Origin of the sequence: Flectobacillus longus (genome assembly GCF_030056705.1) — a bacterium.
GTDB classification, from domain to species: domain Bacteria; phylum Bacteroidota; class Bacteroidia; order Cytophagales; family Spirosomataceae; genus Flectobacillus; species Flectobacillus longus.
This window is the reverse complement of the sequence record NZ_JASHIC010000006.1, coordinates 44,836-59,048: the sequence shown is the minus strand read 5'-3', so window position 1 is coordinate 59,048 and position 14,213 is coordinate 44,836. Positions and strand designations below refer to the sequence as shown.

Sequence of the window (14,213 nt, the reverse complement as noted above, 5' to 3'; positions counted from 1 at the left end):
TCGAGTGCCTAAGCAGTAATAACTAATCACGTAATCATTCATTAACTTACTAACTAAATCGCTTCGTTGGTAAATGTCTCATTGACCAAACGCCAAATTTTTAATGGATTACCATCTTTTAATTCTTCTGGTAACATCCAATCTTTGAATCCTTGTAAACAAATTGGTCTAACCCAACGCTTAATCGCACCTGTACCCACTGAAGTATAACGAGCGTCAAAAGTTGAAGGATAGCCTCCTCCATGAACCATGCTACCCGCAACCTCTACACCTGTTGGGGCAGCGTTCAAAATCACACGACCAGCCAGAGAACATTGGAGCGACAGAATTTCAGGATAGTTTTCAACATCCTGTTCTGTTGCCATTAAGGTTGTGGTAAGTTGTCCACCAAGTGCTTTGAGGGCTTGTGAAAGTTCTTGTACATCTTGACAAATCACAAGTAAAGCAAAAGGCCCAAATGCCTCCTCATGTAAAAGTGGATTTTCGATGAAATCCTTTGCTGAGACCTTCGCAAGACTAGGAGTAGGTTTTTCTAAATCCTCAACCACAGCCAGAGAAGCTTCAGAAGCTACTCCTGCTTGCGATGTAATAGTGTAGCGTGCTTTATCAAAGGCTTTTGCAATACCAGAGTGCAACATAGGATGCAAGGCAACCTGTGTAAGCTCTTGTTCTAAGGTCTCTGAAAAAGTACTTAATGCAGGACTATCGATTGCCAAAAGCAAGCCCGGTTTGGTACAAAACTGTCCCATCCCTAGCGAAATAGAACCTGCAAGGGTTTTTGCTAACGTTGTATTAGTTTGGTTTAAGGATTCAGGAAATAAAACTACAGGATTGATACTACTCATTTCGGCAAAGACAGGAATAGGAACCTCTCTTTGGTCTGCGTATGCTTTGAGAGCTTTTCCGCCTGCTTGCGAGCCTGTAAAACCAACCGCTGTAGTAAGTGGGTGCATCACCAACGCTTTACCTGTTTCGTTACTAGCATCGTTGAGATGTTGTATCGTAAAAGGGTGCATTTGGCAACGTGAAATGGCTTTTTCCATCGCTGAGAACATCAATACTGAAGTTTCAGGATGGGCAGGATGCGCTTTAATGACTACCGAAACACCAGCAGCCAAAGCACTTGCGGTATCACCGCCTGCGGTAGAAAAAGCAAACGGAAAATTGCTAGCACCAAAAATAGCCACAGGGCCAATCGGAACAAGCATTTTGCGAGTATCTGGCTTAGGAGGCACTCGGTCAGGATTGGCTGTATCGATACAGGCTTCAACCCAAGAACCTTCGGCAACAAGACGAGCAAACATGCGTAATTGACCTGTTGTTCGTCCAATTTCTCCTTGAAGCCTTGGCAATGGAAGATTGGTTTCTTGATGAGCAATTGCCACCAACGAATCTTTCAATGCTTCTATTTCTTCTGCAATGGTTTCTAGAAATATAGCACGGTTTTTACCCGATACTTGGCGATAATGCTCAAATGCCTCTTGTGCTTGTTGCATTACCGTTGAAATGATTTGAGACATTTTTTTAAATTTGAAAATGTGGGAATTTGAAGATTTGAAAATGAACGATTTACACATTTTCAAATCTCCAAATCTTCAAATTATAATACAATCGCCTTATAATCTGGCAAAGTTGGTCTGATTGCAATAGCGCCATCGATAAGTGCTAAAATACGTTCTCTTTCAGCACCGCTAATCACCAAACGTGGCGCACGTACCGCTTCACTACCCAAATCAACTCTTGATTCAGCCAACTTGATGTATTGTACTAATTTTGGATGAATATCTAGTTCCAACAATGGCATAAACCAACGGTAAATGCTAAGAGCTTCTTCGTAGCGACCAGCTTTTACTAATTTATAAATGGCCACTGTTTCCTCAGGGAAGGCACATACCAAACCTGCAACCCATCCATCAGCACCCATCACCAATTGTTCCATAGCAATGGTATCTACACCACACATGATTTTGAAACGGTCGCCAAAACGGTTACGCATTCTGGTTACGTTGGTCAAATCACGCGTAGATTCTTTTACTGCCTGAATATTTTCGCACTCAGCCAAGGCAGCGAACATATCTAATGTTACTTCAATTTTATAATCTACAGGGTTATTGTAAATCATGATAGGAAGCGTAGTTGAATTGGCTACCGCTTTGAAATATTCTACTGTTTCGTAGTCATCTGCTTTATAGCGCATAGGAGGAAGCATCATCAAACCAGCTGCACCCCATTCTTCGGCTAGTTTAGCCAATTGAATTGCATCTCTGGTAGCTCCTTCTGCAATATTTAACACTACTGGAACACGTCCTGCTACCTTTTCAACGGTAAACTTTACCAACGCTCCTTTTTCTTCTAGACTCAGTACACTTGCCTCACCTAAGGTTCCGCCAAGAATGATACCGTCGACACCTGCCTCAAGTTGGAATTGCAAGTTTTTGTCAAATAATTCAAAATCAAGTTGGTCATCTGTACCAAACTTTGTCGTCACAGCGGGAAATACGCCTTGCCAATTGATTGCCATAGTTCTGTTGTTGTTTTTTATCAAAATTACCCAAAACACAAGCGGGTCAAAGGTTGATTTTTAATCAATTATAGTCAGATATTAACCTGTTTATGTGTGATATGTCTATAAAGTTGTTTATATTTAGCTAATTAGTAGAAAATAGTATTTTGGTAGCATGAAGGCAAACTAATTTTAGCTTTTGGGTATTGGATTTGGGCAGCGGAGGTTAGATTTTATTTTGTCATAGACATATTGATAGAGTGCCTATAGATTCATGTTGAATTCTTTTAACAAGTATTTAATCAGCAAATGAAAGTACTACAATTTACCATTCCCGTACCGCACGATCATACGATTATTGTTCAGCAGGACATTATGCCGTATTTCTATCCACATTTGCATAGACACGAGGAGATACAGATTACATGGGTGCAGCAAGGCGAAGGAACTTTGATTGCGGATAATAATATGCACACTTTCAAATCGAATGATATTTTTTGGTTGGGAGCCAATCAACCACACATGTTTAAGAGTGATCCGAGCTATTTTTTACCTAAAAGCGAATTAGAGATTCAAGCCTTGGTACTATTTTTCAATCCTCATGGACCATTATCAGCTTTGTTTAATTTACCCGAAATGCTCAATATAAAACGCTTTTTACAACAAAATCCCAACGGATTTAAGATACCCACAGAAAAAGCGGAGGAGGTTTCGACCAAAATGATGCTCATTCATGAACATATTGGTATCGAGCAAATGATTCATTTTATGGATTTGCTGAGGCTAATTTCTAGCATAGAACCACTAGATGCACTTTCGGAAGGCTCAAGACCAAAACTTTACAGTGAAAACGAGGGATTGAGAATGAGTAATATCTATAATTTTATCATTCAAGAATTTGAAAAGCCTATTACACTCGAAGATGCAGCCAATAAAGCGCACATGACTCCGCATGCTTTTTGTAGATATTTCAAAAAGCATACAGGTCATACCTTTTTATCTTTCTTAAATGAAGTACGTATTAATGAAGCCTGTAAAAAACTCACCAACGAATCTCCCATCGGTATTGCGCAAGTAGCTTATAGTTGTGGTTTTAATAGTATTACCAACTTCAACCGTATCTTCAAACGCATCAAGGGCAAATCACCAAGTGAGTATTTGGAGGAGTTTTTTAAGTGAAAGACTAACAATTTCAGATTTGGGATTTCTGATTTCGGAAATAAAGTAAAATAGCTTTAATTTTTACGAAATATAGAAAATTACACTTCCGAAATAAATAGTTTTCGAATCCTTCGTACAGTACTAATTTCAGATAGTGGATGTTGGATTGCGGAAGTATGATATCCTATTTCAAAATGAAGGTATTTTTCAATTTTACTGAAACCAATAATCCTAAATTAGGACTAAACGAAGATTTCTATTTTGTTCAAAAGAGTTCTTATTTATTGGTATTTTTGGGTGTAGCTGCAACTGCAAGAGTTGCAGCTACACCAATTTTATTTTAATTACAAAGCTCAATACAGTACTATCAACGGTTGTTGGATAACTTTCCTACAAGACTAGCGCAGCGCTTTGATTATGTCTCAGTTATTTTAATGAGACATTTCAGGAATATTTATTAAATTAAACCATAGAAAATTACGTTTTCAACAAAAGATAATATTGAAATGGAAACTAAACAGGAAATCATAGAGATTGTAGATAGGCTTCCCGATAACGTTTTGACGGAAGTTTTACAAATACTTCGACAATTACAGGAAGATTCCCAAACTAAGATACAATTATCCTCAAACTTGAGTATCGTATTAAAAGAAGATAGGGAATTGCTTAAAGAGCTAGCAAAATGATTGATTTTCAAGAAGTCATAGAGATACATCAAGTTTTAGTGAATGAATTTGGTGGATTAAGCGGTATTAGAGATGAAAATGCCCTTAAGTCTGCTCTTACAAGACCATTTAGTGGTTTTGGAACAACGGAGTTTTATCCCACAATTGAAGAAAAAGTTAGCGCTGTAATTGAAAGTATAGTCAAAAATCATCCTTTCGTTGATGGAAATAAAAGAACAGGATATGTGATTATGCGTTTGTTATTAATGCAATTTGGGAAAGATTTACAGGCTACACAAGATGAGAAATACAATTTTGTAATAGCTATCGCATCAGGTAAGTTAGCATTCCAAGAAATTGTTGTTTGGGTAAAAGAACATGTAGTTGTTAAGTAATCATACAACATAAGATTGCGTCTTAAGCTAAGTCATATCTAACATAGTAGCATCAAAAAAGGGGTCGAAAAATATTTTTCGACCCCTTTTTTGATAAAAACTTGAAGCATAATCCCAATCCTAAAAATTCGGAATGACTCATGTTTAGCGCTTGAAATGTCTTGTTTTCGATTATAGTTAAAGAATGGGATTTCTTATTGATACTACTATTATGAACAACTCCACTCTCATTATTCCAAACTCCGTACTCCAAAAACTCTTCCTGCGGTTTTGCCTGTGTGTGCTTTGATGGTTACTCTGATTTTATCTTTATTAGCAGTAAAAGAAGTATTAAGTGGATAAGATATATCATAAAACTTACCAGTCGAACCACCTTTCAACTCTTGTGTTGCCAATACTTGACCGTCTACTAAAATATCGAAGAAACGACCTTTGTCATCACCAATATAAGTCATCAAAATCGATGCTTGGGTTGAATTAGCTTTGATTTTTAGGTCAAATGAGAAAGAGCCTCCTTTTCTGACTTCACGACCTGTACGTCCTAGCGCGTCGCTCACATAAGATTCGCCATCGATGGTGAGGTTGTGGTCACGCTCGGGTTGCATTTCGCCAATTCTGAAATTATCTACTGTTTTATCTTCTATCTCTTTCTGACGTTTTTTCTCTGCTTCATAAGCTGCCTTTTTCTCTTCCCAACCAGCTTTGGTAAAATAATCCCAATACACGCTGTAATGTTGTTGATAACTTTGATAAAAAGGAATTAGGGTTACTTCAAAAGGAACAGCCACTTGTTGGGTTTTGAAAGTTAAGGGAGAATTTTCTACACTTTTTACCCACTGATTTACATTTTTATTATCCGTCAACAAAACAGGAATACCATATACTGGATCGGGATTTTCTTTGCCTAATTGTCCTGCCAAAACCAAAGGTCCGTACAATAAAGCGATACGGTCTTTGTTGTCAGGCATACTTTCGCTGTAAACCTGCATAGGCATATCGAGTGTCACTTGATCACGATTATTCCATGTTCTTTCTACGACAATATAGCCATTGGCATCTGGCTCCGAAGCAACCGACTGTCCATTAACTTTTACTTGAACGCCATTGGTAGCCCACCAAGGTTTACGAATTTTAAGGGCAAATTTTTGAGACTTACGAAGTTCTAAAGTGAGTTGTGAATTGCCTTGAGTCGGATATTGCGTTTGTTGTGTCAATACCAAGCCTTTTTCTTTCCAATTTAGACGAGAAGGAATAAATAAGTTCACAAACAGACTGCCATCAGCACCTTGAAAATAGATACTTTCGTTGTACTTCACATGGTTTTCCATTCCACTGCCAACACAACAAGTAAAGGTATTGAACTGGTCGCTGAAATCTTTTTTAGTACCCATTCTCAAGGGTACAAAATAGCACATCATACCACTTTCAGGATTTTGTGATGCCAAAATATGGTTGTAAAGCGCTCTTTCATAATAGTTTGTCAACTCGCTATTGGGTTGCCAAGTAAACAAATGGCGAGTCAGCTTAAGCATATTGTAGGTATTGCAGGTTTCGCAAGTGTTGTCGCTTAAATGTTCGCTTAATTTGTCAGGCTCACCACAGTATTCGTAATTACTATTTCCGCCAATCACATAAGTATGATGGTGTACCATAATATCCCAGAAGAAGCTTGCGATAGTTTTATCAGACTCCAGTCCTGTTAGTTCGTATTGTCGGGCACTTCCAATGGCTTTGGGTACATTGGTATTCGAATGTTTGCCAGCCATCGGATTAATACGTTTCGACAAAGGAACCATCACAAAGTCGTCATAAAATTTATAAGACAAATCGAGGTACTCTTTTTTACCCGTAATCGCATATAAGTTAGCCAAAACCTCAGCCATTCCGCCGTATTCACATTTAAGCATTTTTTGTAATAACTCTGGCGAAAGCGGATTAACTGTTTTTCCTGTCCAATCTGCCATGCCCGTTACTACTGCTAAAGCTTGTTGGTTGCCACAATACAAATAAGCATCTAACAAACCCGCCATGACTTTATGAACTGTGTACCAAGGACTCCAACCGCCGTTGAGGTCAAAACCTCCAGACTTAATTTCGCCACGTGCTACTTTCGTGAAAATAGAATCTTCTTTCGGAATAGCGCCTATATAACCCGTTTTGCGCGCTTTTTGGCATTCAGCCAAAGCTGTTACTATTTCGTTGACATGGTCTTTAAACACTTTTTGCTGTGACGAAGCATACATCATCGCACACGCTGAAAGATAGTGCCCAAGCGTATGCCCCGAAAGCCCTTCACTTTCCCATCCGCCATACACTGCGCCTTTGGTAGGTAAACCTGCATTAAGATAAAAACGATGTAACAAGCGTTGCGGCTCGATACTCAACAAATACGCTGCATCTTTGTCCATCGCATTTTTGAATGGCGAACCTTCTAATAAAGTCACTTCGTCCAAGTCGAATGGATAGGCCTGTAAGGTAACTTTGGATTGTACTTTAAAGCGTTTGTCAACTTTGAGGGGGGTATAGTTTTGGGCATTTATTTTTCCCAAAAACAATAAACAAAAAATAGAGAGAAGGGTGAGATTTTTCATAGAGAAGAAGATAAAGAAAGGCTTTTATCCAAGAATGATGTCATAAGATAAAAGCCTTTACTTTTTAGTCAAATCGTTGTGGATTGAATGCTTGAATATTGATACTGGTAGGTTTTTCGCTGATAATTTCTTCGACCAATTTTCCTGTACCAGGGCCAAGGCTAAGTCCCATCATCGAATGCCCAGTGGCGATTACTACGTTATCATACGTATTGGTACGACCGATATAAGGTAAACCGTCTGCCGAGCAAGGTCGGAAACCATGCCAGATGTCTTTTTCGGCAGGAAATGCGATATCAAAAGTTGGTAAAAAGCTTTTGACTGATTGTAAAATTCCTTTTACACGTTGGAAATTCGGAGGTGTGTTTGTCGAGACCACTTCCATAGTACCTCCCATACGAATCTTGTTACCATCCATTGGCGTTAATGCCACACGACCTTCTGCCAAAATAATAGGATGGTTGATTTGATGAGGACTATTTTCCAAAGTCAAAGAATATCCTCTACCTGCCATCAGTGGAAGGGTAATATCGACCAACTCAGCTAGTTCACGACTCCAAGAACCAGCCGCTACCACTACTCCATCGGTAGCATATTGCTGTTTGTTGGAACGGATATGTGTGACTTTTCCATTCTTTTTATCAAAACCAGTAATACTTTCATTCGTTTTGATTTCGATACCTTTTTGCTTTAAATCTGCGATAAGATTTTTCATCAAAAGATTCGGATAAACGTGAGTATCGCAATTAAACTGAAGTCCCCCAATGGCATTGAGGGGCGTTTGTGGTTCTAATGCCTGTAACTGTGTTTTATCAAGATATTTTACATCAAGACCTAATTCATGTGCTTTTTCGACGGTATGATGTGCGTGTGCTGCCACGGCTTCTGTTTGGAAAATCTCAAGCATACCCTTACGCTCGTAGCCAAAGTCAAAAGCAGCGTCCGCCTCCCATTCTTCAAACAGTTTTTGACTCAATAAAGAAATATCTCTCAAAGGCACTGCCGAATTCTCTACATGTTGAGGATTGGCACTTTGCATAAATTTGAACCCCCAATTGATTAATGCTTTATTCAAAGAAGGTTTTACGTAAAAAGGACTCAAAGGATTAAACATCCATTTGATTCCTTGCCAAATAATCCCTGGTGCTGCCAAAGGCACAAAATGACTTGGACATACATAGCCTGCATTACCATAAGAACAGTTATCCGATAAATCTCCTTTATCAAATACCGTCACCTTATAGCCCGCTTCATGCAAATAATAAGCAGAACTTAATCCTACAATCCCCCCGCCAATAATTGAAATGTGATTCATGGTATGTTGATTTGAAAATTTGAAGATTTGAAAATTTGAAGATGAGTAATCACATTTTCAAATTTCCAAATCTTCAAATTCTCCTATTATTTAAGTGAATAAAATCTCCAGTTGGTTTGATAATCTTTCGGTAAAAGTTTGCGAGAAAGGATAGCGCGCATCATTTCGATGGGGAGCTTGTTCTCCTGCATAAATTGATCATGAAATTGTTGGTAGGTCATTTTTTTCGTACCTACCAATTCATCTTTCAATGCTCTGATTTGTAAGCCTCCAATCATATAGGCGATTTGGTACAATGGGTCATAACCTCCTACAAACGAACGGCGTACTTCGCCCTCGGCATTGGCATATTCGTGACCTACTCGGTCTACCAAAAAGTCGATACACTCTTGGGGCGACCATTTGCCAATATGATAATTGAGCGAGAAAATAATACGAGCACAGCGGTGCATACGCCAAAATAGCATCCCAACTCGGTCTTCTGCCGAACGAGGGAATTTCAAATCATATAACAGCATTTCCCAATACAATGACCAGCCTTCTACCCAAAATGGTGTTTCGAAATGACGATAGGTTTTGTATCTACGTGTCATAAACGATTGTAAACCGTGTCCTGCAATGAGTTCATGATGTACGGTAGCTCTCGAAAAATGAGGGTTGTTACCACGCATACTCATCATTTTTTGGTCATGCGTCATCGTGTTGGTAGGATACGAAACAATAAACTCTTCACCACCTAAGAAGAAAGGATTGACCAATTGACGTTCAGGACTCATCATCGACAAGCGCCAAGTTTCTTCTGCCAATGGTGGAATCGTAATCAAGTTGTTGTCTTTCAAAAAAGCGATTGATTCCTCATATAATTTGACCATCGCCGCAGGCTGTTGTCCAGGCGGAACGGCCGTTTGCTTTACTTTTTCTAAAGCAGCTTTCCAATTATCGCCAAAACCCATCTCACGACTAGCCTTGAGCATTTCGGCATCGCACCAAGCAAATTCCTTGTTGGCTATCTCCACCAGTTCTTCTGGCGAGTAAGGAATCATTTCTAATTTCAGTTTACGCGTGAGCTCTTCTTTGCCAATAGGATTGCCTACAATTCCCGAAGCATCGTTTTTGACTTGAGAACTTACGGTGGTAGCTTTCAGAAAAGCCGAAGAATAGCCCTTTAAGACGCTATCTAACTCGGCATAAGGTTTTGCCATCCACCAAGTAAACATCGGGTCATAGCCATTATAAAAGCTATAAACAGAATTTAAGGCAGATTTTAACCCCAAAGCAATACGACTACCTCGGTTAGATAAATCCTTGGTAAGGGTTTTTGTTTCCTTTAATTTGGCTTGTAGACTAACAATTTGTTTCGCACATTGATTAAGCTCCGATGCCAATTTAGGCGAATCGGGCATTAGACCTCTGCGGCGAGCTTTTTCGGCATCATAAATTACTTGTGCAAACGGAAACCAGTTTGCCAACTGCTGAAAGGCGGTAGCTTCTTCTTGACTTTGATAAATGACATCTTCCCAATCCCTTTTGATCAATAAGTAGTCCACACGCCCGCCAGCATCGAGGGCATTATAGTCTATTGGCTGTAGTTGCGTAAGATAAGACTGAGCTAGGGTTTTGAATCGCTCTCTACGCTCAGGAGAATGGTCAATCGTGTAAAAACGCTGTAAGTTGCCACGATCGGCATGATACATCTCGATAAGTTGTCTCAAAGCATCATTAGCAGCTATTTTCTGTGCCCAGCTAGGAACCGCACACAGCAAAAGCATCCCCAAAGTAATAAAGTATAATTTGACGAAGTGTTTCATACATAATGATAGTTAAGATGCCTAAGACGGTTTCCCAAGATAAATGGGTATAATGTAAAATTACTTTATTCAAGAAGGAAGCGCTATGTACATTTTATCAAGATATAATCAAATATTAACCAAGGATATAGGAAATTGTTGGAAATGGTGGTAATAAATAGGTATTGGAAATTTAGATAATGAGAATTATAGTGAAAGTATTATTCTGATTCATGATAGCAGAATAGCGTAAGTAGAAAATAATCAGAGGGTTAATGTTGAGATTTTTTATAAATTCATTAGTATTGTGAGTGATGTTACCTAATTAGGTAACATTTTGCAATTGGATAAAAATATTATTGAAGGACTAGCCATGAATAAATTACCCCGTATTACTAAGATAGTATCAGTTGAGCCGTATAAAATCACTGTAGTTTGGACTACGGCTGAGATACGAGTGATAGATTTCGAGCCATTTTTTCAACAATGGAATAAAGACGCTAACTCACATCTTCTAGCACTGAAAGATTGGGAGGTGTTCAAGCATGTGACAGTGAGTGAGTCAAAAACATTAGAATGGTCGAATCATGTCTCGGTCTTAAATTTTAGAAATAAGCGCATTGAAGTTTCAACTAGCCTCGACCCAGACGTGCTTTATGAACAAAGTCTTTTCATCAAGAATATAGATACAATACCTGTAGGAGTTATGTTGAAAGAAGCCAGAGAAAAAGCAGGTCTTAGCCAAGCAGAAGTAGCCTTGAGCGCAGGTACAACCAGAAACTATATTTCAAGAATTGAAAACGGTAAAAGCGATATTCAATTAGAAACCCTTCACAAAATTGTAGCATTAGGCTTGGGAAAGGAATTGAAGGTGGAGGTGGTAGATTCTATTCTTTAAAGATATGCTCTCGATGCCAACGAATATTTTCAATATTAGGATAGTGTTTTGATCCAAATGGCATTATAATCTTTTTTTGACGTAATTGTGCCAAACTGTAAGGGTGTTCTGTATTTTCACTAATTTGTGTAGAAACCAAAACTCTAAAGTGGTCATCAATACTTACAAGACCTTTATCAAACGCTGTATGTAGGTTTGGACAAAGGGCTAATCCATTCGTGACTTTATCATCTCTTGAAACACTAAACGGGATGATGTGGGCAGCTTCAATTAAATCTCCACCAAAATCAGTGATAAGTTTCATTCCTGACATACAACAAGTGGAGGAGTAAACCTTTCTGATTAGGCGTGGAAATAAACCACTTCTTACAAAAACTTCTTCTTCATCGATTGAGTTGAAGCCAATGTCATAAGTTGGAGCCTCTTTTTCGTTCAACAAAAAGCCTTCTAAGTCGTTGATATATCCTTTTCCAAATTTTTTGGCAATGACGAATTGTTCCTTCGTTTTTGTAAAATAGGTATCAAGAATAGTATGTTGGGCTAAAAGTCTAAATTCTGAATTTTGTAATAAGTGATAAAAGTCTTCCTGAAATGACGCGTATTTAACTACGTCCTTTAAAACATTAATGCTTTTGATATGATTTGTGAGGGTGAAGCCAAAATTGAGATGAAGTTTCCAAAAAGGCTCTCCCACTAGCTTTTCGTTTTGAAGATAATAAAAAGGCTGAGTAAAGTCTGGACTATGTGCTGTATCAACCAAAAGAGTCCAGTTTTCTCTAAAATAGGCTACAAAGTCAGGGTCAATGTAAAATTCATTCTTTAGAAAGTGCCCGTTTTCAATTAACTCGATAATAGTCAAGATTAGAATAAGCTTATGTGGAGCATTTCCATATTTGGAAGTGCCTTGTCGAATTGATTTGAGTTTTTGAATAGAACTTCGAACATCAATCATTTAAAAATGAGTTAAGATGTGAGATAAATAAGATTTAGAAATAAAATATAGCAACAATTATTGTAGAGAGAAAGAAAACGTTCATTTTTCCCCCTAAAATCACAAAACCCCCTCAGAAATGAATCTGAGAGGGTTTTTGTGGTAAAGGGCGGACTCGAACCGCCGACACACGGATTTTCAGTCCGATGCTCTACCAACTGAGCTACTTCACCGTTCTGATTTCCCGTTACATTTTCGTGTTTTGTTCGTGTGTTTCGGGACTGCAAAATTAGTAGACAGAATTTAAAAACCAAAATGTTTTCGCAAAAAAAATGAAAAAAAAATGCGAAATCTTTAAAATTAGGGGCTTTTTATTTGATTTTCAGAAAGTTACATTGATAAAAATTTTTACAAAAAAATAGAAAAAAATTAAAATAGTATGCTTGCATACTATTTTAATTTTACCCATCTTTGCAATATGCAGTTTTTTCATGAAAAAATATTAATTGAATATATTTGGTAGCTTTTTAAGACAAAATCAAGTGGTTTTCTCAAGGTTTTGTCCCCATCAAAAGTAATCAGCAATAATCTCAACTTACTATGCAAGTCGTACAACAAATTCTATTTCTGTTAGCATTAGCTGCGGCAGGGTATTTTATCGGACAACGAATCAAAACTATTCGCAACACGATTTTACTAGGTCGTGACGAAGACCGTAGCGACCGCCCCGAAGAACGTCGTGCCATGATGCTACGAATTGCTTTTGGACAGCAAAAGATGTTTGATCGTCCGTTGATTGGTTTAATGCACTTTGTTATTTACGCAGGTTTTTTGCTAATCAATATTGAGGTGCTCGAAATCGTCTTAGACGGTCTATTGGGTACTCATCGCCTATTTGCTCCAATTTTGGGCGATACCTATCCCCTGTTGATTAATTTTTTCGAAACAATGGCATTTGGGGTATTGGTCGTATGTGTAATTTTCTTGGTTCGTAGAAATATCACCAAAGTAGAACGTCTTCAAGCTACACGCCACCGTGAGTTGAGTGGTTTTCCAGAAATTGATGCCAATACGATTTTATTTTCAGAAATTATCTTGATGTTTTTTCTTTTGAGCATGAACGCTGCCGATAGTGTTTTGCAATCGAGAGGTGTTGAGCATTTTCATCCTGTAGGAACTTTTGCGTTTAGTGGATTTCTCAAACCGATTTTTGAGGGATGGAATACAACCGCTTTGATTGCGTATGAGCGTTTGGCTTGGTGGTTGCACATTCTGGGGATTTTGGCTTTTGCCGTATATGTGACTTATTCAAAACATTTGCATATTTTCTTGGCGTTTCCCAACACCTATTTTTCAAACTTGGAAGCCAAAGGACAAATGGCTAATATGCCGTCGGTGACGCAAGAAGTAAAAATCATGCTGGGGCTCGAACAACCTGCCTCAGAAGCACCTGCAGAAATTGCTCGTTTTGGAGCTAAAGACATCAAGGATTTGACTTGGAAAAACTTGATGGATGCTTATTCTTGCACCGAATGTGGTCGTTGCACTTCGCAATGTCCTGCCAATCTCACAGGAAAGGCGTTGTCGCCACGAAAAATCATGATGGATACTCGCGACCGTCTGGAAGAGGTTGGACGCAATATGACGCAAAATAAAGGGCAATTCGTGGATGATGGAAAGTCCTTGTACGGCGATTATATCTCAGCCGAAGAATTACGCGCTTGTACTACCTGTAATGCCTGTGTACAAGAATGTCCTATTAATATTTCGCCATTAGATATTATTCTGCAATTGCGTCGATACCAAATCATGGAAGAATCTGATGCCCCAGGCTCATGGAATGCGATGTTTTCGAACTTAGAAAACAATCAGGCTCCTTGGAAATTTTCGCCAGCAGATCGATTCAATTGGGCGCAGAAAGAGGGATAAGGTTCAAAGGCACAAAGTGTTTGTTTCATTCGAAAAAA

The 14,213-nt window shown here is 38.5% G+C and carries 12 protein-coding genes and 1 tRNA gene; 6 read left to right on the top strand and 7 right to left on the bottom strand.

What is annotated here, in order from left to right; genetic code table 11:
• Positions 1 to 53: 53 nt before the first annotated feature.
• The gene (locus QM491_RS05475) at positions 54 to 1,520 is read right to left on the bottom strand and encodes an aldehyde dehydrogenase (NADP(+)) (protein WP_283326268.1); all 1,467 of its coding nucleotides are present in this window, start codon (positions 1,518 to 1,520) and stop codon (positions 54 to 56) included.
• Positions 1,521 to 1,600: 80 nt separating this feature from the next.
• Positions 1,601 to 2,515, bottom strand: coding sequence for a dihydrodipicolinate synthase family protein (locus tag QM491_RS05470; protein ID WP_283326472.1), 915 nt, complete (start codon positions 2,513 to 2,515; stop codon positions 1,601 to 1,603).
• Positions 2,516 to 2,812: 297 nt separating this feature from the next.
• Between QM491_RS05470 and QM491_RS05465 the strand changes: the two genes are divergently transcribed.
• The 4 genes from QM491_RS05465 to QM491_RS05450 all read left to right on the top strand — a co-directional run bounded on the left by QM491_RS05465 (position 2,813) and on the right by QM491_RS05450 (position 4,724).
• Positions 2,813 to 3,682, top strand: coding sequence for an AraC family transcriptional regulator (locus QM491_RS05465; protein WP_283326267.1), 870 nt, complete (start codon positions 2,813 to 2,815; stop codon positions 3,680 to 3,682).
• Positions 3,683 to 3,858: 176 nt separating this feature from the next.
• On the top strand, positions 3,859 to 4,008 hold the full coding sequence (locus QM491_RS05460; RefSeq protein ID WP_283326266.1) for a hypothetical protein: 150 nt from the start codon (positions 3,859 to 3,861) through the stop codon (positions 4,006 to 4,008).
• A gap of 162 nt (positions 4,009 to 4,170) precedes the next feature.
• Positions 4,171 to 4,350: a hypothetical protein gene (locus QM491_RS05455; protein ID WP_283326265.1), complete on the top strand. Its 180-nt coding sequence runs from the start codon at positions 4,171 to 4,173 to the stop codon at positions 4,348 to 4,350.
• Positions 4,347 to 4,724 carry a type II toxin-antitoxin system death-on-curing family toxin gene (locus QM491_RS05450; protein ID WP_283326264.1) on the top strand — a complete coding sequence of 126 codons (378 nt, stop codon included), beginning with the start codon at positions 4,347 to 4,349 and terminating at the stop codon, positions 4,722 to 4,724. The genes QM491_RS05455 and QM491_RS05450 overlap by 4 nt, the downstream gene beginning before the upstream one ends.
• Positions 4,725 to 4,954: 230 nt before the next feature.
• Here the strand turns inward: QM491_RS05450 and QM491_RS05445 are convergent, their stop codons facing one another.
• The 3 genes from QM491_RS05445 to QM491_RS05435 all read right to left on the bottom strand — a co-directional run bounded on the left by QM491_RS05445 (position 4,955) and on the right by QM491_RS05435 (position 10,438).
• Complete coding sequence (locus QM491_RS05445) at positions 4,955 to 7,315, bottom strand: glycoside hydrolase family 127 protein (protein WP_283326263.1); 2,361 nt, start codon at positions 7,313 to 7,315, stop codon at positions 4,955 to 4,957.
• A gap of 64 nt (positions 7,316 to 7,379) precedes the next feature.
• Positions 7,380 to 8,630, bottom strand: coding sequence for an NAD(P)/FAD-dependent oxidoreductase (locus QM491_RS05440; protein WP_283326262.1), 1,251 nt, complete (start codon positions 8,628 to 8,630; stop codon positions 7,380 to 7,382).
• A gap of 86 nt (positions 8,631 to 8,716) precedes the next feature.
• A complete protein-coding gene (locus QM491_RS05435; protein WP_283326261.1) occupies positions 8,717 to 10,438 on the bottom strand; it encodes a DUF885 family protein in 1,722 nt (573 codons plus the stop codon).
• 352 nt (positions 10,439 to 10,790) lie between these two features.
• Here QM491_RS05435 and QM491_RS05430 point away from each other — a divergent pair, with 352 nt between their 5' ends.
• On the top strand, positions 10,791 to 11,315 hold the full coding sequence (locus QM491_RS05430; protein ID WP_283326260.1) for a helix-turn-helix domain-containing protein: 525 nt from the start codon (positions 10,791 to 10,793) through the stop codon (positions 11,313 to 11,315).
• On the opposite strand, the gene QM491_RS05425 is transcribed toward QM491_RS05430, so the two are convergent.
• Together QM491_RS05425 and QM491_RS05420 are read right to left on the bottom strand one after the other, a co-directional pair.
• Entirely contained in the window at positions 11,305 to 12,267 is a 963-nt protein-coding gene (locus tag QM491_RS05425; protein ID WP_283326259.1) for an HNH endonuclease, read from the bottom strand. The genes QM491_RS05430 and QM491_RS05425 overlap by 11 nt on opposite strands.
• 139 nt (positions 12,268 to 12,406) lie before the next feature.
• Positions 12,407 to 12,479: transfer RNA gene (locus tag QM491_RS05420), tRNA-Phe, on the bottom strand.
• Between the two features lie 367 nt (positions 12,480 to 12,846).
• Here QM491_RS05420 and QM491_RS05415 point away from each other — a divergent pair.
• The gene (locus QM491_RS05415) at positions 12,847 to 14,175 is read left to right on the top strand and encodes a 4Fe-4S dicluster domain-containing protein (protein WP_283326258.1); all 1,329 of its coding nucleotides are present in this window, start codon (positions 12,847 to 12,849) and stop codon (positions 14,173 to 14,175) included.
• The last annotated feature ends 38 nt before the right edge of the window (positions 14,176 to 14,213 follow it).